The 23,766-nt window shown below is 66.8% G+C and carries 19 protein-coding genes; 10 read left to right on the top strand and 9 right to left on the bottom strand.

From position 1 onward, the window contains the following. Window positions 1-32: 32 nt before the first annotated feature. Complete coding sequence (locus tag XM50_RS12570; RefSeq protein WP_046409913.1) at window positions 33-1,643, top strand: helicase HerA-like domain-containing protein; 1,611 nt, start codon at window positions 33-35, stop codon at window positions 1,641-1,643. Window positions 1,644-1,719: 76 nt separating this feature from the next. Here XM50_RS12570 and glnA read toward each other — a convergent pair whose 3' ends face one another. From glnA to map, 4 genes are all read right to left on the bottom strand, one after another. Continuing rightward, entirely contained in the window at window positions 1,720-3,132 is a 1,413-nt protein-coding gene (gene glnA, locus XM50_RS12565) for a type I glutamate--ammonia ligase (RefSeq protein WP_046409911.1), read from the bottom strand. 92 nt (window positions 3,133-3,224) lie between these two features. Further along, window positions 3,225-3,563, bottom strand: coding sequence for a P-II family nitrogen regulator (locus tag XM50_RS12560; protein ID WP_046409910.1), 339 nt, complete (start codon window positions 3,561-3,563; stop codon window positions 3,225-3,227). Window positions 3,564-3,765: 202 nt separating this feature from the next. After that, window positions 3,766-5,979 (bottom strand): PQQ-dependent dehydrogenase, methanol/ethanol family, encoded by a 2,214-nt coding sequence (locus tag XM50_RS12555; RefSeq protein WP_046409909.1) that lies wholly within the window; start codon window positions 5,977-5,979, stop codon window positions 3,766-3,768. Window positions 5,980-6,121: 142 nt separating this feature from the next. After that, the gene (gene map, locus XM50_RS12550; RefSeq protein WP_046409907.1) at window positions 6,122-6,949 is read right to left on the bottom strand and encodes a type I methionyl aminopeptidase; all 828 of its coding nucleotides are present in this window, start codon (window positions 6,947-6,949) and stop codon (window positions 6,122-6,124) included. Window positions 6,950-7,002: 53 nt separating this feature from the next. On the opposite strand from map, the gene XM50_RS12545 reads away from it, so the two are divergent. Then, entirely contained in the window at window positions 7,003-7,761 is a 759-nt protein-coding gene (locus tag XM50_RS12545) for a competence/damage-inducible protein A (protein ID WP_046409906.1), read from the top strand. A 15-nt stretch (window positions 7,762-7,776) separates the two neighbouring features. On the opposite strand, the gene XM50_RS12540 is transcribed toward XM50_RS12545, so the two are convergent. The 4 genes from XM50_RS12540 to XM50_RS12525 form a co-directional block, all read right to left on the bottom strand. Continuing rightward, window positions 7,777-8,592 (bottom strand): GGDEF domain-containing protein, encoded by an 816-nt coding sequence (locus XM50_RS12540; RefSeq protein WP_331386567.1) that lies wholly within the window; start codon window positions 8,590-8,592, stop codon window positions 7,777-7,779. A gap of 160 nt (window positions 8,593-8,752) precedes the next feature. Continuing rightward, window positions 8,753-9,886 carry an NAD(P)H-dependent flavin oxidoreductase gene (locus XM50_RS12535; protein WP_046409904.1) on the bottom strand — a complete coding sequence of 378 codons (1,134 nt, stop codon included), beginning with the start codon at window positions 9,884-9,886 and terminating at the stop codon, window positions 8,753-8,755. 127 nt (window positions 9,887-10,013) lie between these two features. Then, window positions 10,014-10,754, bottom strand: coding sequence for a TorF family putative porin (locus XM50_RS12530; protein WP_231621966.1), 741 nt, complete (start codon window positions 10,752-10,754; stop codon window positions 10,014-10,016). Further along, window positions 10,755-11,186: a hypothetical protein gene (locus XM50_RS12525; RefSeq protein ID WP_052742565.1), complete on the bottom strand. Its 432-nt coding sequence runs from the start codon at window positions 11,184-11,186 to the stop codon at window positions 10,755-10,757. A 174-nt stretch (window positions 11,187-11,360) separates the two neighbouring features. Between XM50_RS12525 and XM50_RS12520 the strand changes: the two genes are divergently transcribed. The 8 genes from XM50_RS12520 to XM50_RS12485 all read left to right on the top strand — a co-directional run bounded on the left by XM50_RS12520 (window position 11,361) and on the right by XM50_RS12485 (window position 18,988). Further along, window positions 11,361-12,656: a M20/M25/M40 family metallo-hydrolase gene (locus XM50_RS12520; RefSeq protein WP_046409900.1), complete on the top strand. Its 1,296-nt coding sequence runs from the start codon at window positions 11,361-11,363 to the stop codon at window positions 12,654-12,656. A gap of 67 nt (window positions 12,657-12,723) precedes the next feature. Continuing rightward, entirely contained in the window at window positions 12,724-13,374 is a 651-nt protein-coding gene (locus XM50_RS12515; RefSeq protein WP_046409899.1) for an HAD-IA family hydrolase, read from the top strand. Window positions 13,375-13,531: 157 nt separating this feature from the next. Next, the gene (locus XM50_RS12510) at window positions 13,532-14,248 is read left to right on the top strand and encodes a CoA transferase subunit A (RefSeq protein ID WP_046409897.1); all 717 of its coding nucleotides are present in this window, start codon (window positions 13,532-13,534) and stop codon (window positions 14,246-14,248) included. Window positions 14,249-14,298: 50 nt separating this feature from the next. Then, a complete protein-coding gene (locus tag XM50_RS12505) occupies window positions 14,299-15,096 on the top strand; it encodes an HAD family acid phosphatase (protein ID WP_046410039.1) in 798 nt (265 codons plus the stop codon). After that, entirely contained in the window at window positions 15,096-15,737 is a 642-nt protein-coding gene (locus XM50_RS12500) for a CoA transferase subunit B (RefSeq protein ID WP_046409896.1), read from the top strand. The genes XM50_RS12505 and XM50_RS12500 overlap by 1 nt, the downstream gene beginning before the upstream one ends. Window positions 15,738-15,843: 106 nt before the next feature. Continuing rightward, window positions 15,844-17,274 carry a 3-isopropylmalate dehydratase large subunit gene (gene leuC / locus XM50_RS12495; RefSeq protein WP_046409895.1) on the top strand — a complete coding sequence of 477 codons (1,431 nt, stop codon included), beginning with the start codon at window positions 15,844-15,846 and terminating at the stop codon, window positions 17,272-17,274. A 123-nt stretch (window positions 17,275-17,397) separates the two neighbouring features. Next, window positions 17,398-18,024: a 3-isopropylmalate dehydratase small subunit gene (leuD, locus tag XM50_RS12490; RefSeq protein WP_046409894.1), complete on the top strand. Its 627-nt coding sequence runs from the start codon at window positions 17,398-17,400 to the stop codon at window positions 18,022-18,024. Next, a complete protein-coding gene (locus tag XM50_RS12485) occupies window positions 17,987-18,988 on the top strand; it encodes an NADPH:quinone oxidoreductase family protein (protein WP_125944102.1) in 1,002 nt (333 codons plus the stop codon). Before leuD ends, XM50_RS12485 begins: the two co-directional genes overlap by 38 nt. A gap of 79 nt (window positions 18,989-19,067) precedes the next feature. Here the strand turns inward: XM50_RS12485 and XM50_RS12480 are convergent, their stop codons facing one another. After that, a complete protein-coding gene (locus tag XM50_RS12480; protein ID WP_046409891.1) occupies window positions 19,068-23,687 on the bottom strand; it encodes an NAD-glutamate dehydrogenase in 4,620 nt (1,539 codons plus the stop codon). Between the last annotated feature and the right edge of the window lie 79 nt (window positions 23,688-23,766).

Genomic DNA, 23,766 nt, shown 5'->3' with positions numbered 1-23,766 from the left:
CTAGGCGGGAACGATACGGACGGGAGGTCAGCATGGGCGACGGCATCTTCATCGGCGCGGCTTCGGGCGGCACGTCGCCGCAATATCTCAGCCTGCGCCTCGCCAACCGTCATGGGCTGATCGCCGGCGCCACTGGCACCGGCAAGACGGTGACCGTGCAGGGCATCATCGAAGGCTTCTCGGCCGCCGGCGTCCCCTGCTTTGTCGCCGACGTGAAGGGCGATCTCGCCGGCCTCGCCATGCCCGGTGCGCCGCAGGCGAAAGCCCACGCCGCCTTTGCCGCGCGCGCCGCCTCGATCGGCGACAGCGGCTGGGCCTATGCCGATCGCCCAGTGCAATTCTGGGATCTCTACGGCGAACAGGGCCACCCTGTCCGCACCACCATCTCCGAAATGGGTTCGCTCATGCTCTCGCGGCTGCTGGGGCTGAACGAGATTCAGGAAGGCGTGATGACGATCGCCTTCCACCTCGCCGACGAGGATGGCCTGCTGCTCCTCGACCTCGAAGATCTCCAGGCCATGCTGGTGCATTGCGCGGAGCGTGCGGCGGAACTCACCACCCGCTATGGCAATGTCTCCAAGCAGTCGATCGGCGCGATCCAGCGCTCGCTGATGCAATTGCGCAGCCAAGGCGGCGACCGCTTCTTCGGCGAACCCGCGCTCGACCTCGCGCACTTCATGCAGGCCGACGATCGCGGCCGCGGCGTGGTCAACATCCTCGCCGCCGACCGGCTGATGGCCGCGCCGAAGCTCTATGCGACCTTCCTCCTGTGGCTCTTGTCGGAGCTGTTCGAAACGCTGCCCGAGATCGGCGACCCTGACCGCCCGGCGCTGTGCTTCTTCTTCGACGAGGCGCATCTCCTGTTCGATGATGCGCCTGCCTCGCTGGTCGACAAGATCGAGCAGGTCGTCCGCCTGATCCGCTCCAAGGGCGTCGGCGTCTATTTCATCACCCAGAACCCGATCGACATTCCCGACAGCATCGCGGGACAGCTCAACAACCGCATCCAGCACAAGCTCAACGCCTTCACCCCGCGCGACCAGAAGGCAGTGCGCAGCGCCGCCGAGACGTTCCGCGCCAACCCCGGCGTCGACGTCGCCGCCGCGATCACGCAATTGCAGATCGGCGAGGCGCTCGTCTCGCTGCTCCAGCCCGATGGCGCCCCCTCACCGGTCACCCGCACGCTGATACGCGCACCACAAAGCCGCGTCGGGCCGTTGACCGCCGATGAGCGGCGGATGATCATCACCACCGATGCGATCGGCAATCGCTACGACACGCCGATCGACCGTGAATCGGCCGAGGAACTGCTCGCGGCGAAGAGCGCGGAGGCACTGGCCGCGGCTGCGCAGACCAAGGCCGAAAATGACATGAAACGGGCCGAAGCGAGCCAGGCACAGGCCGCCGCCCGCGCGGCGAAGGCCGCCGAACGGGCCCGTATCGCGGAAGAACGGGCGGCCGCCTCGTCGCCTTGGGGCCGCGCCATGGACTCCGCCACCCGCGCCGCCGGCTCCTCGATCGGGCGTCAGGTGGCTAACGAACTCGGCCGCCAGGTCTTCGGTGGCGGCCGCCGGAAATCATCCTCCGGCAACCTTGCTGGCTCGATCCTGCGCGGCGTCCTCGGCGGTCTGTTCCGCGGCTGAATGCCCGGACAATGCGCATGAAAAAAGGGGCGCCCGCACCGGCGGACACCCCCTTTCTTCGTCAGATCTTAGGCGCTTAGGCGCTGTAATACATGTCGTATTCGACCGGGCTCGGCGTCATTTCCCAGCGTGCGACTTCGCTCCACTTCAGCTCGACATAGGCCTCGATCTGATCCTTGGTGAACACGTCGCCCTTCAGCAGGAAGTCGTGATCGGCCAGCAGGCTGTCGAGCGCCTCGCGCAGCGACGCGGCGACGGTCGGAACCTCGGCCAGCTCTGCCGGCGGCAGGTCATAGAGGTTCTTGTCCATCGCATCGCCCGGATGGATCTTGTTCTGGATCCCATCCAGACCAGCCATCAGCAGCGCGGCATAAGCGAGGTACGGGTTCGCCATCGCATCCGGGAAGCGCACCTCGACACGCTTCGACTTGGCGCCCGTGCCGTACGGAATACGGCAGGAGGCCGAGCGGTTGCGGCTCGAATAGGCCAGCAGCACCGGCGCCTCATAACCCGGCACCAGCCGCTTGTAGCTGTTAGTGGTCGGGTTGGTGAAGGCGTTGATCGCCTTGGCGTGCTTGATGATGCCGCCAATGAAATACAGGCAGGTGTCGCTCAGCCCGGCATAGCCGTTGCCGGCGAACAGCGGGTTGCCCTTCTCCCAAATCGAGAAGTGCGTGTGCATGCCCGAACCGTTATCTTCCTTGATCGGCTTGGGCATGAAGGTGGCCGACTTGCCATAGGCATGCGCCACCTGATGCACGACGTACTTGTAGATCTGCATCCGGTCGGCGGTCGTGGTCAGCGTGCCGAAGGTGAGGCCCAGCTCATGCTGCGCGGCCGCCACCTCATGGTGATGCTTGTCGCACGGCAGGCCCATTTCGAGCATGGTCGACACCATCTCGCCGCGGATATCGACGGCGCTGTCGACCGGCGCGACCGGGAAATAGCCGCCCTTGGCACGCGGGCGATGCGCAAGGTTGCCACCCTCGTACTCGCGGCCGGTGTTGGTCGGCAGCTCGATATCGTCGATCTTGAAGTAGGATTCGGCGTAATTCGTGTCGAACTGCACGTTGTCGAACATGAAGAATTCGGCTTCGGGGCCGACATAGACGGTGTCGCCAACGCCGGTCGAGGCGACATAAGCCTCGGCGCGCTTCGCCGTGGTGCGCGGATCACGGGTATAGCCCTCGCCGGTCGACGGCTCGAGGATGTCGCAGAACACGATCAGCATTGGCGTCGCGGAGAAGGGATCGTTATAGATCGCGTCCAGATCCGGCTTCAGGATCATGTCGCTCTCGTTGATCGCCTTCCAGCCTTCGATCGACGAGCCGTCGAACATCAGGCCGTCGGTCCACTCATCCTCGCCCATCACGCTGGCGACCATGGTCAGGTGCTGCCACTTGCCCTTGGGATCGGTGAAGCGGAGATCGATCCACTCGATCTCTTCGTCCTTGATACGCTTGATGACGTCTGCGGCGGTCGTTGCCATTGCTCTGATCTTCCTCTGCGGGTTCCTGGCGCGGCCAGGACTTTCTCGTTGCCGGGGCGGCCCGATTCTATGCCGGGCCGTTTGTTAAGGGTTCAGATCGCGTCGTCGTTTCGCTCACCCGTGCGGATGCGCATTGCCGTTTCGACCGGGATGACGAAGATCTTGCCGTCGCCGATCCGCCCGGTCTGCGCGGCCTGGGCAATCGCCTCGACCACGCGTTCGACCAGACCGTCCTCGACGACCACCTCGAGCTTCACCTTGGGCAGGAAGTCGACGACATATTCGGCACCGCGATATAATTCGGTATGGCCCTTCTGCCGCCCGAACCCCTTCGCCTCGGTCACCGTGATTCCGGACACGCCCACCTCATGGAGCGCCTCCTTCACCTCATCGAGCTTGAACGGTTTGATGATCGCTTCGATCTTCTTCACGCGGAAACGCCCACCCCTGGTTAGAACCCTCGCCCCGGTGTCTGGTGCTTGCATCGAACGTGCCAGCCGGGGCCGCGAAGGGCAAGGTGGCGACTCGCCTTCTTCCCTTGAGAAAGCGCCGCCCAAAAATCAGGCAGCCGGCGGGCGATGCCACTTTCTAGGGCAGCGCCCACCCATGCATGCGCCGATCACCAGGTCGCCGTCACCGAACCCCCGTCGGTACGGGAGAGGCGGCGGCGCCCGGCCGGGGCGTTACCACCTTGGTGGCACCGGCGAGGTTCTTCTGCGCCCAATGCGCCTCATCGATGACATAGAGGCGGATCAGCTGCGCCTGTTCGGGCGTCAGCACCTTGGCGAAGCTGACCATGCCGCGGTCCTTCAGCATCCCGTCGATCAGGATCGCCTTCCACGTGTCGGGGTCGCTCAGCGTCGCGGAGCGCTGCAGGTTCGGCAGCACGCCGCCGCCGCCAGCGCTCGCGCCGTGGCAGACCTGGCAATAGCGGCCGAACAGCGCCTGGCCCTGCGCCACCTGCTGCGGCGTCGCCTTGTTCTCGGGCAGGTTCACCGGGGTCGAATCCTGCGGCGTGGTACCGGGTAGCTTGGCCGTGCCGCCGAGCTTGAACACCAACAGGCGCGGCACGTTGGGCACGTCGCGGGCCTTGCCGATGGCATAGCCGATCGACAGCGGCAGCGCGCCGCCACGCCCGGCGAGCACCGCGACATATTGGTCGTTGCCGATCATGAAGGTCGCGGCGCCGGCCATGATCCCGGTGCCGACCGGATAGGTGAAGAGCTGCTTGCCGGTATCCGCGGCATAGGCCCGGAACTCGCCCAGCGCCGTCCCCTGGAAGACGAGATTGCCCGCCGTGGTCATCGTGCCGCCGTTCCACGGTGTCGGATAATCCACCGTCCAGCGCGCCTTGTTGGCGACCGGATCCCAGGCGACGAGCCGCCCGGTGGCGCCCGCAATCGCCTGCTTCACCGCCGCGGGATCGCGCGGATACATGGCATTGCCGAGATCCTGGCCGACGTTGAAGCCAAGCGGCTTCGCCTGATCCAGATCCGACGACGGGTTGAGATAGGCCGAGCCGACGATCTGTGCCGGAATATAGGCAAGGCCTGCCTGCGGGTTGAAGCTCATCGGCTGCCAATTGTGCGCGGCGATGGCGCTCGGCACCGCAACGAACGGCTTGCCCGTCTTGTAATAGCGCGCTTCCGGGTTCTCGATCGGGCGCCCCGTCTTCAGGTCATAGCCGCTCGCCCAGTTGACGCCGGGGATGAACTGGCCGGCGTTGATCAGCTTCCCGTTCGTGCGATCGACCACGTAGAAAAAGCCGTTCTTGGGCGCCTGCATCAACACGCGGCGCTGCTTGCCGCCAATGTTGAGCGTGGCGAGGTTGATCGGCTGGGTGGCGGTGAAGTCCCACGTCTCGCCCGGCGTCTCCTGATAATGCCAGACATATTCGCCGGTATCGGGCTTCAGCGCGACAATCGAGGAAAGGAACAGGTTGTCGCCCTTGCCCTCGCTCCGCAGACCATGGTTCCAGGGCGAACCGTTGCCGACGCCGAGGTACAGCTGGTCTAGCTCCGCGTCATAGACGATCGAATCCCACACCGTGCCGCCGCCGCCGGACTGCTTCCACTGGCCGTTCTCCGACCAGGTCGGCGCGACCTTCGCCATCGCCGCGTCGCTTGCCTCGCCGTCCGGCGCACCGGTCGGGTTGGGGACGGTGTAGAAGCGCCACTTCTTCGCGCCGGTGCCGGCATCATAAGCGGTGACATAGCCGCGCACGCCGAACTCCGCGCCGCCATTGCCGATGACGACCATCCCCTTCACCACGCGCGGCGCGCCGGTGATGGTGTAGGGCTTTGAATTGTCGGTGGTCTGGACCGACCAGTCCTGCTTGCCGGTCGCCGCGTCGAGCGCGATCAGGCGGCCGTCGATCGTGCCGACGTACAGCCGCCCTTTCCACGCCGCGACACCGCGGTTGACCACATCGCAGCAGGCCTCGACACCCTTCGCCTTGTCGACGCCGGGGTCGAACTCCCACAATTTCTGCCCGGTTCCCGCGTCGTAAGCGAACACCTTGGACCAGGGACCCGTGACGAAGAGCTTGCCGTCGATGACGACCGGGGTCGCCTCCTGACCGCGCGCGTCGGGCATGTCCGCATACCAGGCGAGGCCCAGTTGACCGACATTGCCGGCGTTGATCTGGGTCAGCGGGGAGAAACGCTGTTCCTGATAGTTGAAGCCGGCCATCGCCCAATCGCGGCCGTCGCCGCCGGTGGTCAGAAGCGCGCCATCGACCTTGCCAACGCCGGTGGCGGCGCTGCGATCGGCTGCATTTTCGGTGGTTGTCGCCGCCTTGCACGCCGTCAGCGCGAGCGCCGCGACCAGCGCATATCCAAGCCGCATGTTCCTCTCCCCCGCCCCTTGCTGAGGCTTTGGCGCGGGAGACTGACGCAGGTTGGTTCGGAAGGGAAGTGGCGATCACCTGTCACAATGGACAGGTGATCTTAGTCAGCGCGCCGCCCTGAACGGCGCGGCGACGGTCCGGTCAAAGATACGGCGGCTTGTGCAGACCGGCGGGCGAGAGCGTGAAGATTTCGCATCCGTCCTCGGTGATGCCGATCGAATGCTCGAACTGCGCCGACAGCGACCGGTCGCGCGTCACCGCCGTCCAGCCATCGTCGAGCAGCTTCACATCGGGCCGCCCGATGTTGATCATTGGCTCGATGGTGAAGATCATCCCCGGCTTCAGCTCCGGCCCCGTTCCCGGCCGCCCGACATGAACCACTTCCGGCGCGTCGTGGAACAGGCGTCCCAGGCCATGGCCGCAGAAATCGCGCACCACGCCATAGCGGTGCGACTCTGCATGGCGCTGAATGACATGCGCCACATCGCCCATCGTGTTGCCCGGCTTCGCCTGCTCGATGCCGAGCATCAGGCATTCATAGGTCACGTCGACCAGGCGCCGCGCCTTCAGCGGCACGTCACCAATCAGGTACATCCGCGACGAATCGCCGTGCCAGCCATCGACGATCGGGGTCACGTCGACGTTGACGATGTCGCCCGACTTCAGCGTCTTGTCGCTGGGAATACCGTGGCAGACGACATGGTTGATCGAGATGCAGCAACTGTGCGTGTATCCGCGATAGCCCAGCGTCGCCGGCACCGCCCCACGGCTGGTGATGAAATCGTACACCAGCCGATCGATCTCGGCCGTGGTCACGCCGGGCACCATGTGCGGCACGATCATGTCGAGCGTTTCGGCCGCCAGCCGGCCGGCGGCGTGCATCCCGGCGAAGGCCTCTGGTCCATGAAGCTTGATCGCTCCATTGCGTCCCAGCGGCGCGTCGCTGGTCACGGTCACATATTCGGTCATGCCCGCGGATATAGCGTGACGGGCGCACTTTTGCGAGGCTATGCCAGTGCCGCATGGAAAGCGAACGCATCTGGACCGCCGCTCTCGTGGTGATCGGGGACGAGATTCTCTCCGGACGCACGCAGGACAAGAACGTCGCGCAGATCGCGCAATGGCTGAACGTCCAGGGCATCCGCCTGGTCGAGGTTCGCGTGGTGCCCGACCGGCAGGAGGCGATCGTCGAGGCGGTCAACATCCTGCGCGCGCGCAACGATTACCTGTTCACCACCGGCGGCATCGGGCCGACGCATGACGACATCACCGTCGATGCGATCGCCACGGCGCTTGGCGTCGGCGTCGTTCATCACCCCAAGGCGGTGGCGGTGCTGGAACGTTATTATGGATCGCGCGGCGGGATCACCGATGCGCGGCTTCGCATGGCGCGCGTGCCCGAGGGTGCGAGCCTGATCGAAAACCGCATGTCGGGTGCACCGGGCATCCACATCGGCAACATCTTCATCATGGCGGGCGTGCCCAACATCACGGCCGGAATGCTCGATTCGCTCACCGGCACGCTGGAGGGCGGCCGCCCCGTCGTCAGCCGGCAGATCGGTTGCTGGGTGGCGGAAAGCGAGATCGCGGAGCTACTCAGCCACGCGGAGCGCACCCATGCCGGCGTCGCGATCGGCAGCTACCCGTTCTTTCGCGAGGGGCGCACCGGCGCGAACTTCGTCGTTCGCTCGTCGGATCCTGCCGCCGTCGACGCCTGTGTCACCGATCTGACCGCCGCGCTGGAAGCGGCCGGCCACACGGTCTTTCCCGACGGCATCTGACTGCCGCTGCGCCGGTCAGATGCGCAGCTCCGCACTGCTCAGAATGCGGGCACGCCCGCGATGCTTCGCCTCGTACAGCGCTGCGTCCGCCCGTCGCGTCGCCTCGTCGAAGGTCCCGCGCGATGCAGCGGTGGTGCCGGCGGAGAAGCTGAGCGGCCGGTCCCCGACATGCGCCAGCGGATCGGCGCGCAGCCGCTCCGCGATCCGCATCAGCACAGCCTGCGCCACCGCCTCGGTCGCACCGGGAAAATAGATCAGGAATTCCTCGCCCCCCCAGCGCGCCACCATGTCCGTCCGGCGCACGGCGGCAACCAGCCTGTGCGCGAAATCGTGCAGCACCCGGTCGCCCGTCTCATGGCCAAGCAGGTCGTTGACCAGCTTGAAATGGTCGAGGTCGACCAAAGCCAGGGCGCCGGCGGTATGATGTTCGGGCATGGCGTCGAGCTGCGCCAGCAGGCCGCGGCGATTGAGCACGCTGGTCAGCGGATCCTGCACAGCGTCGCGCTGAAGCGACCGCATCCGTTCGGCGGTCGATTGCGCCGCGCGGTTGATCCCGGCGAGCAGGCGCGCGACCAGATCATTGCCCGATACCAACGGCACGCTCGGCACCTGGCCCTCCTCCGCCTCGTTCAGCGCCTTGGCCGCAAGATGGATCGGTGCGAGCAGCGCGAAGATACCCGCCAGCGCCAGCGCCAGACCCAGCACCGTCGCGCCGACGACCACCAACACCCCCGTCGGATCCAGCCGATGCGTCGCCGCCGCCCAGATGATGAAGCCCAGCAGCGGAAGATGAGTCGCAACGAAGCAGACGGCAAAGATCCGCAGCTGCAAGCTTCGTGGGAAAATGAATGAGCTTGCCCGGTACAAGCGCATACGAACCAGATCCTCCGTGCACACGCCAGTCTCAGCGTTGCCTGGCCGGCATGGCGACGCGAACCTTACTCAAAGATTGACGGTCAGCCGAGGATGCGGCCGAATGCGACCAATCGTTTCAGCTTTCGACCAGTCCCATCATCCGCTCCATCGCCTCGGCGAACTCCAGCTTGAAATCCTGCACCACTTGCCCCGCTGGCCGGACCTGATCGACAAGGCCGACGCCCTGCCCCACGAAGTATGTCACCATGTCGCGCGCGGCCGGGTCCCCTTTCTGCGCCGCGATATCGCACGCGCGGATCGCAGGTTCGCTGATCAGGCTCTGGTACGGCATCGGCAGCGGTCCGGGCGAGTTCGGCCCTTCCCACGCATCGGTCCACGCCGAGCGCAGCTGGCGGGAAGGCTTGCCGGTGCGGCTCTTCGACCGCACCGTGTCGCGTGACGTCGCCTCGACCATCTTCTCGCGGAACACGTCCGAACATTCGCTCTCCGGCGTCGCGAGCCAGACCGATCCGGTCCACACGCCGTCGGCCCCCATCGCCATTGCCCCCGCCATCTGGCTGCCGGTCATGATCCCACCCGCGGCAAGGATCGGCACGCGCTTCCCTTGCGCCTCCAGCGCGCGGATCACCTCGGGCACCAGCACCATGGTAGAAACCTCGCCGCAATGGCCGCCGGCCTCGCCGCCCTGCACCACCAGAATGTCGACGCCTGCGTCCACCTGCCGTAGGGCATGTTCCTTCGCCCCGACCAGCGCCGCGACCGGCACGCCGCGCTCGCGCCCCATGTCGATCATCGCCTGCGGCGGCACGCCCAGCGCATTGGCGATCAGCTTGATCGGGTGGCGGAACGCCACGTCGAGCATCGCCAGCGCCAGATTGGGATCGAACGGCGCCGGTGCGTCGCTGTCAGGGTGCTCGGGCGGCAACGAGAAGTGATGCTTTTCCGCCAGTTCGCCGACGAAGGCGCGGTGCTGCGGCGGCACCTTGTCCATGATCGACGCGCGGGTCAGCCCCTTCGCACCGCCGGTCGCGAGATTTTCGGGGATCAGCACGTCGAGGCCATAAGGCTTGCCGTCGACATGCGCGTCGATCCACGCCAGCTCGGTCTCTAGGCTTTCCAGCGTGTGCCCGGTCGCGCCCAGCACGCCAAACCCGCCAGCGCGGCTGACCGCGGCGACCACGTCGCGGCAGTGGCTGAAGGCGAGCAGCGGGAAATCGATTCCCAGCATCGCGCAGATTGGCGACTTCATACATCATCTCCCACGGTGTTTTGCAGCTTTGTTGCCGTTTCAGCGGGGGAAGAAAAGAGACCTCGTCATGAAATTTTGCGCCGGGGTGCAGCCCCGCTTCAGCGGGCTGAATTCCCGGCGCCTGTTGTCAGAAGCTGATCGCCAGCCGTGCCGACACCTTGTCGCCGGTGTGCCGCGGATTGGCGAAGGGGGAGGCGAGCACGCGATCATCGATGTCGGTGCCGGTGTACAGCACGCCGATGCTGAATGGCCCGGTGATATGGTCGACGCCCAGCGACCAGTCGGTGTAATTTCCGCCGGGGCGAAGCCGCGCCGCGCGCTGCCAGTCATCCACGCTGCCGGACGAATGCCCGACGGAGGCGTTCACGGTAAACGGCGTCGCCGGCACGCCCACGCGCGCGCGCGCGCCGATCCATAGATTGTCGCCGCCGATCGCGGACTGGCTGGGTGCGTAGCGCGCGTCCACGCCAAGCTCTGCCGGGCCCAGCGCATAGCTCGCGCCAAGGCCGCCCTCGACATAGTCCATGCCGCCCCTCGCCCCGGCAAACAGGTGCCCGGCGACGAAACCGTCCAGCCGCAGCCCGCCGCCAATGTCACGCGTGAAGCCGCCCGTCACGTCGAACACGGCGTCAGCGCCGCCATGTCGTGGGTCGCCCCGCGTGCCGGTGGCCCGCACGCCCAGGTCCAGCCCGAACGGCACACTGGCCCGCACGCTCGCCGCGGGCGCCACCTTTCCGTCGCTCCAGCTGATGCCACGACGACGCTCATCCGTCGCGATCTCGACACTGCCGCCAACCGCAACCTGCGCGATCGCGGGCGAGGCCAGGGCACACAGGCCCGCGGCCGCCATCATCCCGACTGCGCGCACTTAGCTGCGCCCCGCGGCATGGGCGGTATCAAGCTCTAGCGCCAGAACCTCACGGTCCCGCTCAGCCACCGCGAGAAGATGCGCGCGCGTATCTGCGCTGCGGGCCGCAATGTCCTGCGCGATCGCGCCGCGCTGCGCCGAGCACCAGCCCGCGCGGCTGCCCTCCACCGGCGCATCGCCAGCGATCGTGCGGGCGAGAACATGGCCCGCCGTGCTGCGCGCCTCGCGTGCGACGCTGACGTTGGCACGCCAGACGCAACGCAGCGTGCTGCCGCGCCCGGCGGCGCCCACTGCGCCGACCTGCTTATGGATGACGTCAGTCGCGCTCTGGTACGTCACGTCGACCCGCTGGCCCTGATGATCAATCTCGACGTGGTGCGCCTCCGGCTGAGGCGCGCCGAGCAACAGCCCGGCAAGGATGGCAACATTCATGTTCGGTCTCCTGCGGTGCGTCCGGCTTGGTGCCCGATCGCCACTGCCGCACCGACCCGTGCAGCAATCCTCCCATGGCGCAGCGTCGCCGGGGGTTCAATCTGCGCCCCGTAACGCAACGATTTGATACACCCACCCTGTTCACGGACCGGCTGCTTTGTTAGCCCGCCGTGCATGATCCTGCGCACCGCCCTTGCCGCCCTCGCCCTGCTCACCACCGCCGCCACCAGCGCGCCGGAAAAGCGGATGGGGGAGGTGGTCGCGAGCGAAGCGCCGCGCCACGAGGCCTTGCTGGAAAAGCTGGTGCTGCAGAATTCGGGCAGCCTCAACCTTGCCGGGGTGAAGGCCGTCGGCGAGATGATGCGCGCCGAACTGGCGCCACTTGGCTTCACCGTTGACTGGATCGACATGACGGCGACGGGCCGCGCAGGCCACATCGTCGCGACCCACAAGGGTAACGGCCGTGGCAAGCGCATCCTGCTGATCGGCCACCTCGACACCGTGTTCGAACCCGACAGTCCCTTCACCGGCTGGAAGCGGGAGGGCGACCGCGTGACCGGCCCCGGCGTTGGCGATGACAAGGGCGGGCTGGTGGTGATCGTCGCCGCCTTGCGTGCGATGCAGGCCGCCGGAACCCTGCGCAATGCCGATATCAAGATCGTCCTGACCGGCGACGAGGAAAAGACCGGCGCCCCGCTGGAGGTCGCCCGCCGCGATCTCGTCGACGCCGGCAAATGGGCCGACATCGCACTGGAATATGAGAATGTCGCCCGCGATGGCGACCAGGAATATGCCACCACCGCGCGGCGAAGCTCGACCAACTGGGAACTCGTCACCACCGGCAAGACGGGCCATTCCAGCGGCATCTTCAATGCGTCGATGGGCTATGGCGCGGTGTACGAGATGGCGCGCATCCTCGACGAATTCCGCCGCACGCTGGCGGAACCGAACCTCACCTACAATGCCAGCGTCGTCGTCGGCGGCACGCCCGCCGCGCTCGACGATGCCGGCGTGAAGGGCACCGCGGAGGGCAAGACCAACGTGATCCCCGCCCGGGCGGTCGTGCGCGGCGATCTGCGCAGCCTGACGCCGGAACAGGATGCCAAGGCAAAGGCGGCGATGACGGCAATCGTTGCCCGCCACCTGCCCGGCACCCAGGCGTCGATCCGCTTCTTCGAAGGCTATCCCTCGATGCCGCCGACCGCGGCCAACCGCGCGCTGATGAACGAGCTGAACGCGGTCAATCGCGACCTCGGCCTGCCCGAGATGCTGGAAATGGACCCCGCCAAGCGCGGCGCGGCGGATTCCAGCTTCGTCGCCGCGGACGCGGTAACGCTGGGCGGCATGGGCGTGGCCGGGGGCGGCGCGCATGCGGTGGGCGAGTGGGTCGATCTCACCAGCCTGCCGCGCCAGGCGCTGCGGAGTGCGGTCCTCATCTCGCGCCTCGCCGCGCAGCCGCGCGGGAAATAAGCGCCGCACGCGGCGTTTGCGATCGGCCGGCCCCTCGGACATCTCGACCACCTTTAAGGACCACTTCATGCGCGACACCGTGATCTTTGACTTCGGCGGGGTAATCACCTCTTCGCCTTTCGAGGCCTTCAACCGGCTGGAGCGCGAACGTGGGCTGCCGGAGGATCTGATCCGGCAGATCAACGCCACCAACCCGGACGAAAACGCCTGGGCCTTGTTCGAGCGGGCGGAAATCGATGCTGCCGGTTTCGACGCGCAGTTCGCCGAAGAAGCGCGCGCCCTGGGCCATGAACTGCGCGGCGAGGATGTCCTGCTCCTGCTCTCCGGCGACATCCGTCCCCGCATGGTCCACGCGCTCGATTGGCTGAAGCGCAACGGCTATCGCCTTGGCTGCATCACTAACAATGTGCCCGCTGGCGAAGGTGCCGGCATGTCGCGCAGCGCCGAAAAGGCAGCCAAGGTCGCCGAGATCATGGCGCGGTTCGATCATGTGATCGAATCGAGCAAGGTGGGCATCCGCAAGCCCGATCCGCGTATCTATGAAATGATGCTCGAAACGCTGGGCAAGCCAGCCGACAAGTGCGTGTACCTCGATGACCTCGGCATCAACTGCAAGCCGGCTGCGCAGCTCGGCATTCACGCGATCAAGGTAAGCGACGAGACGCAGGCGCTGGCCGATCTTGCCGACGCCCTTGGGGTCGATCGCGCGGTTTTCTGATCGAGGGGCGGCACTACGCCAATGGCCCGGCGGGGCGCCTCGCCGGGAGGTTGGCTCTTGCCGCCGCTCGCCCGCGCATCTCGGCCGAGCCCGCCGCCTTGAACCCCTTTCGCCCAGCCGCTAACCGGCGCAAACCAGCGAAAAGAGGCGGCGTTTCATGAACAAGCTCTATCCCGATGCCGCGGCGGCGCTTGATGGTCTGCTGCATGACGGGATGTTGATCTGCGCCGGCGGCTTTGGCCTGTGCGGCATTCCCGAACGCCTGATCGACGCGGTGCAGGCGTCCGGCGTGAAGGATCTCACCGTCGCCAGCAACAATGCCGGCATCGATGGCGAGGGCCTCGGCAAGCTGCTGCGCACACGCCAGATCAAGAAGATGATATCCAGCTATGTCGGCGAGAACAAGGAGTTCGAGCGCCAGTATCTGTCGGGCGAGCTGGAGGTGGAATTCTGCCCGCAGGGAACGCTGGCCGAGCGGTGCCGCGCTGGCGGTGCGGGCATCCCGGGCTTCTACACCAAGACCGGCGTCGGCACGCTGGTCGCCGAGGGCAAGGAAGTGAAGGTGTTCGACGGCGAGGAATATATCCTCGAACGGGGCATCCGCGCTGACCTCAGCATCATCAAGGGCTGGAAGGCGGACGAGAGCGGCAACCTCATCTTCCGCAAGACGGCGCGCAACTTCAACCAGCCGATGGCGACCGCCGGCCGCATCTGCGTCGCCGAGGTGGAGGAAATCGTTTCCGTCGGCAGCCTTGATCCCGACGCGATCCACCTCCCCGGCATCTACGTCAACCGGCTGGTCGTCGGCGCGCCCTACGACAAGAAGATCGAATTCCGCATGACGCGTCCTCGCCCCACCGGCACTGCCGCGTGAGGAAGGTTCTGGCGCTTGCCGCCGCCGCATCGTTGGCGGGCTGCGCGACCATGCCGGCGCCGTCGCGCAGCGCCCGACCGGCGGTCGTGCCCGGCGCCATGCAATTTCTCTACGGTTCGGCTGAGGCGGCAGCGTTGAGCGAACAGGCCTATAATGCGCTGGTCGACAATGTCCGGCTGCGCATTGCCGGGCGGCGGCCCTCGGAATCGGCGATCGTGCTGCCAGCCGACGGTGCGCCGGTTGCGGTGCCGTGCGGCGACAAGCCCTTTGCCGCCGTGTTCGACATGGATGAGACCGCGATCCTCAATCTCGGCTACGAATATAACGATGCCGTGAGCGGCGCGGCATTCGACGCCGGTCGCTGGGCGCGGTGGGAAGCGGGTGGAGCCGACAAGGTGGTCGCAGTCCCGGGCGCCACGGCCGCCTTCGCCGCGCTGCGCGCGATGGGCGTGACGCCGATCATCAACACCAACCGCAATGTCGCCGCCGCAACGGAGACCGCTGACGCTCTGGCGCGCGCCGGTCTCGGCAGCTTCGTGCATGGCGAGACATTGTTCCTGAAGGGTGACGCAGACGGCAAGTCCGCAAAGGACGGCCGCCGTCGCGCGATCGCCGCGCGCTGGTGCGTGCTGGCGCTGGGCGGTGACCAGATCGGGGATTTCAGCGATGCGCTGGAGGGAACACCGGCAGCACGGCGCGTGGCCGCCTCGTCGCCCCCTTATGCGGCGCGCTGGGGCAGAAGCTGGTTCATCCTCCCCAATCCCGTTTACGGCACCGGCCTCGGCAGCGGCTGGGACGATACCTTCCCGGCGGACAAGCGCTGGACCGACATGCAAGGAGCGAAGTGATGGCGTGGGATCGCAACCAGATGGCAGCGCGCGCCGCCCAGGAATTGCGCGACGGCTATTATGTGAACCTGGGCATCGGCATCCCGACGCTGGTCGCGAACAACATCCCGGACGGCATGACGGTGACGCTGCAGAGCGAGAACGGCATGCTCGGCATCGGGCCGTTCCCCTATGAAGGCGAAGAGGATCCGGACCTCATCAACGCCGGCAAGCAGACGATCAGCGCACTGCCAAGCAGCGTCTATTTCGGCTCCGACCAGAGCTTCGCGATGATCCGCGGCGGGCATATCGACCTGACCGTGCTCGGCGCGATGGAAGTCGCGGAAAACGGCGACATCGCCAACTGGATGATCCCCGGCAAGATGATCAAGGGCATGGGCGGCGCGATGGATCTCGTCGCTGGCGTGAAGAAGATCATCGTCGTGATGGAGCATGTCGCCAAGGACGGCAGTCCGAAGTTCATCCCGGCATGCACGCTGCCGCTGACGGGCAGGAATGTGGTCGACATGATCGTCACCGACCTCGCCGTTTTCCAGCGCCCCGATCACCAGAGCCGCTTCCGGCTGGTCGAACTGGCGCCCGGTGTGACCGTAGAGGAGATCGCCGGAAAGACGACGGCCGCCTACGACGTCGCGCTCTGATCACCGACAGAAGGGCGGAAGGCGAACAGCTCGGCGCAATCTTTGTGCAGCGCAACGCCTAACGCTCTTCCATTTGTTGCGCATCTGCGGCTAAAGCGCGCGCGTCATGGCCAGTCGTTCGCTTACCCTCTACGAAAAGGTCTGGGCCGCGCATGTCGTCGAACGACGTGACGACGGCACGTGCCTGATCTACATCGATCGCCACCTCGTTCATGAGGTTACCAGCCCGCAGGCGTTCGAGGGGCTGCGCGTCGCCGGCCGCCGGGTGCGTCGTCCTGACCTGACGCTCGCCGTTCCCGATCACAACCTGCCCACGACGGCGCGGGTCGACGCCGAGGGCCGCGAACTGCCGATCGCCGACGCCGAAAGCGCGACGCAATTGTCGGCGCTGCGGCAGAATGTCGCTGACTTCGGCGTGCCGTACATCGATGCACTCGCTGCTGAACAGGGCATCGTCCATGTCGTCGGACCCGAACAGGGGTTCACCCTGCCCGGCACCACCGTCGTGTGCGGCGACAGCCACACCTCGGCGCACGGGGCACTCGGCGCGCTCGCCTTCGGTATCGGCACCAGCGAGGTGGAGCATGTGCTCGCCACGCAGACATTGCTGCTCAGCCCGTCGAAGACGATGGAAGTGCGGGTAGAGGGTACGCTCGGCTTCGGCGTGACTCCGAAGGACGTTATCCTGGCGATCATCGGCCGCATCGGCGCGGCGGGCGGCACCGGCTATGTCATCGAATATACCGGCAACGTCATCCGCGAGATGTCGGTCGAGGGACGGCTGACCGTCGCGAACATGTCGATCGAGGCGGGCGCGCGCGCCGGCATGATTGCCCCCGACGAAACCACCTTCGCCTATATCAAGGGGCGGCCGATGGCGCCCAAGGGCGCGGATTGGGACAAGGCCGTCGCCTGGTGGCGAACCCTCGCGACGGATCCGGGCGCGCGCTACGATCGCACCGTGGTGATCGACGCGTCGGAAATCGCGCCGGCGCTCACCTGGGGCACCAGCCCGGAGGACGTGGTGTCGATCACCGGCACCGTGCCGGAACCCGACAGCTTTGCCGATGCGTCGAAGCGCGAGGCAGCCAGGAAATCGCTCGACTATATGGGCCTGACGCCCGGCACCCGGCTTCAGGACGTCCCCGTCCAGCATGTCTTCATCGGATCGTGCACCAACAGCCGGATCGAGGATCTGCGCGCCGCCGCTGCCGTCGCGGATGGCCGGCGCGTCGCCGATGGCGTGCGCGCCATGGTGGTCCCTGGCTCTGGTCTGGTGAAGCGCCAGGCAGAGGCGGAGGGGCTCGATCGCATCTTCACCGCCGCCGGCTTCGAATGGCGGGAGCCGGGTTGCTCCATGTGCCTCGCGATGAACCCGGACAAGGTGCCGCCGGGCGAGCGCTGCGCCTCCACCTCCAACCGAAATTTCGTTGGCCGTCAGGGTCCTGGTGCGCGTACGCATCTGCTATCGCCCGCGATGGCCGCCGCCGCGGCTGTCACGGGGCACCTCGTCGACGTTCGCGAGTTGATGGCTTGAACAGGGGCTTGGCAACATGAAGAAAGTATTCGTCCTGCTGATCGCAGGCTCGCTGCTCAGCGGCGTCGCGGCCTATAGCGCGATCGCTACCCCCAGCACGCTGGCCACGGTCCAGCAACGCTGATGGAGGCCGTTCGTACCGTTGCGGGCAAGGCCTATCCGTGGGGCGCGAAGAACATCGACACCGATGTGATCATTCCCGCCCACTGGCTGAAGACCATTACGCGCGCCGGCCTTGGCCGCGGCGCGTTCGAGACGGTGCGCGCGCAGCCCGGCAACATCTTCGACGATCCCGCCTATGCCGGCAGCCCGATCCTGATCGCTGGCGACAATTTCGGCTGCGGATCCAGCCGCGAACATGCCGCCTGGGCGCTGGGCGACATGGGCATTAAGGCGGTGATCGCGCCCAGCTTCTCGGACATCTTCTCGGGCAACGCGTTCAAGAACGGGATCGTACCCGTTGTTCTGCCGCAGGAGGCGGTGGACCGCCTGATCGAAGTCGCAAAGACCGATGAGATCACCATCGACCTGGAAACGATGACCGTCACCACGCCCTTCCAGGATCGCTTCACCTTTGAACTGGACCCGTTCCGTCGCCAGTGCCTGATGGAGGGGCTGGACGAGGTCGGCCTGACGCTGGCAAGGGATACCGCGATTTCGAAATACGAGACGATGCTTGATGAGCATCGTCCGTGGATTGCGGGAGAGACGAATGCGAGCATTGCTGTCGAGGGCGCCGGGCGGACCTGAAACGCTGGAGATTGGGGAGCTTCCCGATCCCGTTGCCAAACCCGGTGAAGTGATCGTCGCCGTGAAGGCATGCGCGATCAATTATCCCGACGTGCTGATCATCCAGGACAAATATCAGTTCAAGCCGCCGCGCCCCTTCGCGCCGGGCGGTGAGGTGTCGGGCGTCGTCGAAAGCGTCGGCGAAGGCGTGACGGCGTGGAAGCCGGGCGACCGGGTGATGGGCAACACCGGCAACGGTGGCCTCGTCGAGAAGATCGCGATGAAGGCAGACAACATCTACGCCATCCCCGACGAGCGTTCGTTCGAGGAAGGGGCGGCGATGCTGCTCACCTATGGCACGACCATCCACGCGCTGGTCGATCGCGGTAACATCAAGGCGGGCGACAATCTGCTGGTCCTGGGCGCAGCGGGTGGCGTCGGCCTGGCCGCGGTCGAACTTGGCAAGGCGTTCGGCGCACGTGTTGTCGGCGCGGTGTCGAGCGAGGAAAAGGCACAGGCGGTGCGTGATGCAGGCGCCGATGACGTCATCATCTATGGCCGCGCGCCCTTCTCCAAGGACGAGAGCAAGGCACTGGCCGATACCTTCAAGGAAAAGGCCGGCAAGAACGGGTTCGACATCGTCTATGACGCGGTCGGCGGCGACTATGCCGAGCCTGCGCTCCGCTCGATCGCCTGGGAAGGCCGCTATCTCGTGATCGGCTTCCCCGCCGGCATTCCCAAGATCGCGCTGAACCTGACGCTGCTGAAGAGCTGCGACATCCGCGGCGTGTTCTGGGGCGCTTACGCGGCGCGCGAGCCGGTGAAGAACCGCGCCAGCATCAAACAGCTGTTTGATCTGTGGGCAGAGGGCAAGATTGCGCCCAAGGTGACCGAGATCTTCCCGTTCGACCGGGGCGGCGATGCAATCGCGAAGATGGAAAGCCGCGCGGCAATCGGCAAGCTGGTGGTGCGCGTCGCCGATTGATCGGCTCGCGCCCTCGCGGCGCGGCTGAGCAAACAAGGAAGAGCCCCTCCTCACCACGAGGAGGGGCTCTTTTTCTGGTCTAGCGGCCGAGCAACACCCGCGCTTGGCTGGCTACCTGCGCCAGCATCGCGGCGCTCGGTGCGGCAGCGCCGCGTGCGCGGCTCACCACGGCGGTGAAGCGGGCCACGGCCGCCTCATTCTCCGTCAGCCACGCATCCACCGCATCGATGTCGGCGCGATTGTCGCGGGCGAGGAAATCCAGCCGCATCTGCTCGAAGTCACGGGCGAGCCCCGCTACCAGCAGCCGCTCCCACGGGTCGGCCGGCACCAGCCGCGCCGCCATCGCCTGGGCCCAGTCGATGCCCAGCGCTGCGCCCAGCCGCGTATAAGCGCGGGTGAGCTTGGTTTCGTCGGTGTGGTTCTTGCCGCTCAGATCGACGAGGCCGATCGCGCCGTCCATTTCATGCAGCCGGACGACCCGCGCCACCAGCGACGCGGGCGCGCCGGTGGCGGTCAGCGATTCCGCCATCCGCGCGCTGGCGGCACGTGCCTCCTGCAGCAGCAGCTCGCTCGCCTGCCCTTCCAGCTTGGCGACGCCGCCGCCAATCCGCTTCAGCACCTCGCCCGGCATCGTGCCGGGATCGACCACCCGCAACAGGTCCGCCACCTGCCCGCGCACGGCGCGCGCCACGCCTTCGAACAGCGCGAGGCGGCCGTCCTCCGACATGGCGGTCGTCTCGATGTCGCGCCACAGCGCGCCGAGGTCGAACAGCCGCTCGACCACGACGAACATCGACGCCACATCGCCGAGTGCCGCGCCTTCCTCTTCCGCCAGTTCGAACGGGTTGAGCAGGCCGATGCGGTTGACAATGCGGTTGGCGAGCTTCGTCGCGACGATCTCGCCGCGCAGCTGGTGCTCGTCGATCGCCTTGCCGAACTTCTCCTGCATCGCCGTCGGGAAGGCTGCGCGCAGGTCCGGCTCCAGCAAGGCGTCGGCACCAAGGCCCGCCTGCTCGATCGCATCCTGAAGCGCGAGCTTGGCGGTCGACAGCAGCACCGCCAGTTCGGGCCGGGTCAGCCCCTCACCCTCCGCCGCGCGGCGCGACAGGTCGGCGTTGGACGCCAGCCCCTCGACGCGTCGATCCAGCCGGCCCGCCGCCTCGAAGATCTCGATCGCGCGGATGTAGCTGGGCACGGCGCGCACGCCGCCACGCTCGGCGATCGACAGCGCCAGCGTCTGGAGCCGGTTATCCTCCAGCACCAGATGGGCGACATCGTCGGTCATCGCCTCGAGCAGCGTGTTGCGATCGTCGAACGCGAGCCGCCCTTCGGCCATCTCGCGATTCAGCGCGATCTTGATGTTCACCTCATTGTCCGAACAATCGACGCCGGCCGAATTGTCGATGAAGTCGGTATTGATCCGGCCACCTTTGGCCGCGAACGCGATACGCGCGGCCTGGGTGACGCCCAGATTGGCCCCTTCGCCAACCGCGATCGCGCGAAGGTCCTCCGCGTCAACGCGCAGCCGGTCATTGGCGGGATCGCCGACGGTCGCATTGTTCTCCGACGCCGCCTTCACATAGGTGCCGATGCCGCCGAACCAGATGAGGTCGACCGGCGCCTTCAGGATCGCCGAGATCAACGCCGTGGGCTCGATCTCGTCCACCGCGATGTCGAGCGCCGCCTTCACCTCCGGGGTCAGGCGGATGGTCTTCGCGGTGCGCGAGAAGACGCCGCCGCCAGCCGAGATCAGCCCCTTGTCATAATCCTCCCAGCTCGACCGTGGCAGCGCGAACAGCCGCGCCCGTTCGGTCCAGCTTGCCGCCGGATCGGGATCGGGATCGAGGAAGATGTGACGGTGGTCGAACGCCGCGACGATCTTGAGCGTCTTGGACAGCAGCATGCCGTTGCCGAACACGTCGCCCGACATGTCGCCGCAGCCAACCACGCGGATCGGCTCGCGCTGCACGTCGACGCCGCGCTCCGCAAAGTGGCGCTGTACCGATACCCAGGCGCCCCGCGCGGTGATGCCCATCGCCTTGTGGTCATAGCCGTGGCTGCCACCGCTGGCGAAGGCGTCGCCGAGCCAGAACCCACGCTCCAGCGCAATCGCATTGGCAACGTCACTGAACGTCGCCGTGCCCTTGTCCGCCGCGACCACGAAATAGGGATCCTCGCCGTCGTGGACCCGCACGCCGTCCGGATGCACCACCTTGCCCGCGACCACATTGTCGGTGATCGACAACAAGGTGCGGATGAAGATGCGGTAGCTCTCGGTACCCTCCGCCAGCCATGCATCGCGATCGACCGCCGGACTGGGCAATTGCTTCGGATAGAAGCCGCCCTTCGCGCCGCTCGGCACGATGACCGCGTTCTTGACCCGCTGCGCCTTCATCAGGCCGAGGATCTCGGTGCGGAAATCGTCGCGCCGGTCGGACCAGCGCAGGCCGCCGCGCGCGACCGGGCCGGAGCGCAGGTGGATGCCCTCCACGCGCGGGGAATAGACCCACACCTCGCGCCACGGCAGCGGTGCCGGCAGCCCGGGGATGCGGCTGCTGTCGAGCTTGAACGCCAGCGCCTCTGCCGCCGCCGGCGCGAAGGCGTTGGTGCGCAGCGTCGCGGCGATCACCGCCTTGAACGCGCGCAGGATGCGGTCGTCGTCGATCGCCACGATCGTGTCGAGGCCGGCCGCGATTTCCGCATCGATCGCCTCGACATCCCCGGTCGCGGCAGGATCATGCGCCAGCGTGAAGCGGTCGATCAGCGCCTTGGCCAGCACCGGTGCACGGCCGAGCGCATCGGCCACCGTCGACAGGCCGTAGGTCATCCCCGCCTGACGCAGATAGCGGAACCAGGCGCGGTACAGCAGCACCGCGGACGGGGTAAGGCCAGCCACCAGCATCAAGCGGTTGAAGGCATCATTCTCCGCCACGCCCTTCAGCACCGCGGTGATCGCCTCTTCCAGGACGACGCGGTCGATGTTGGCGACATCGCCCTGCGGCTGAACCATGAAATCGTGGACGAAGCTGTCGCTGTCATCGCGCAGCCGCGTCGGCAGTTCGCCGATCACGCGGTAGCCGAAATTCTCCAGCACCGGCACCGCTTCGGACAGCGCCAGCGCGCCATGCGACTTGTAGATCTTCAGCCGGTGATCATCGCCCGCCACCGTCGGGTAGATGTGCACCGCCCGATCATTCTCGTCCGCCAGGTCGGAGACGCGCAGCACGTCCTCCGCCGCTTCCTCCGCGGTCGACAGGTTGCGATAGTTGGGCGGGAAAGCCCCGGCCCAGCGGATCGCCAGCCGGGCCGCGCGCGAAGGCGTGATACGCTCGGCCAGCGCCGCCTCCACGTCGCGCTCCCAGCCGCGCACCATCTTTTCGAGCCGCGCGTCGAGCGGCGCGACATCGGGAACGACGCCGGACTGGCGTAGGTCGATGGTGTAGCGGATTAGCGCGACACGGCCGTCCTCCAGCGCGATCGACCAGTTGAGGATCGACCCGTTGGCCGCTTCCGCCAGCATATCGCCGATCGCCACGCGCCGCGCGGTCGACAGGTCGTCACGCGGCACCCAGGCGAAGGCGAACAGGTGCCGGCCCAGTGCGGAGCGGACCAGCACCAGCTTGGGCCGCGGGCGATCGGCAAGGCCCATTGCCGCGAGCGCCAGTTCCTCGACCGATTCCGCGGACACGGCGGTGACCAGATCGTGCGGCAGGGTGGCCAGCGCGTGGGTCAGCGCCTTGCCGGTATGGCCGAGCGGATCGAACCCGAGCTTTGCCTCCAGGTCAGCCAGCCGCTGGCGCAGCACCGGCACGCTGCGCGGCGGGGCGTTGAGCGCGGCCGAAGTCCACAGGCCCGCGTGGATCGACAGCCCGGCGACCGTCGCGCCGCGACAGATCGGCACGACGACCAGGTCAAGCGGTACGCGCCGGTGCACCGGCGACAGCAGGCTGGACTTGAGCAGCAATGGCGCGGACTTGCCGCTGTTGAAGTAATCCATCGCCAGCCGGCGCGACCGTTCGGCGAGCAGCGGCGGCTCATGCTCATGACGGCTGATGCCCAGCGGCTCGCCATCGCTGCTGCCGTCGGCGAGCCAACGCTCGTGACCCAGCAGGGTGAAATGCCGATCGAGGAACCAGCGAATCAGCGCGGCGCCTTCCGCATCGCCGCCAACATCCTCGATGCTGGCGGCATCGGCCGCGAGCGTCGCCTGCATCCGGCGCCAATCGGCCACCGCCACGCGCACATCGGCCAGAGCGGCCGTCAGATCGTCAACCAGTTCACGTCGTTCACGCGCATCGGCGCGCTCGGTTTCGATATAGATCATCGATTCGCGGTTGCCCGCTTCGTCCACGCTCTCCAGCGCGCCGTCGGCATCGCGGCGCACCGGCACCACGGGATGAAGGATCCGGTCGATGGCAAGGCCGTGCGCCCCGATCATGCCGGCAATCGAATCGACCAGGAAGGGCATGTCGTCATTGACGATCGCCAGCCGCATCCGGCGCTGGGGGCCGTCGCCCGGCAGCTGCTCCAGCGTTACCGCCGCAGTCCCCGCCGCGCGGGTCTGCGCGGTCGCGGCAAGGAAGGCGGCCGCCTCCATCCGCTCGTCCGGACCGAAGCCGTCCAGTTCCCCCGGGAGAGCGCCCTTTGTGAGCCGCTCGGCTAGCGCTTGCGTCAGCGCCTTCATCGAAGCTTTCGACATGGCCGCGGCCTATGCGCCGCCCTGTCGCGGGGCTCAACCCCAGTTAGGTGGCGCGGGGTCTTATCAACGGCTTCGGAAG

This window comes from Sphingomonas sp. Ag1 (genome assembly GCF_000980895.1).
Taxonomy (GTDB): Bacteria; Pseudomonadota; Alphaproteobacteria; order Sphingomonadales; family Sphingomonadaceae; genus Sphingomonas; species Sphingomonas panaciterrae.
Note: the sequence above shows the minus strand (reverse complement) of the source record. Positions and strands in the feature narration are given on the sequence as shown.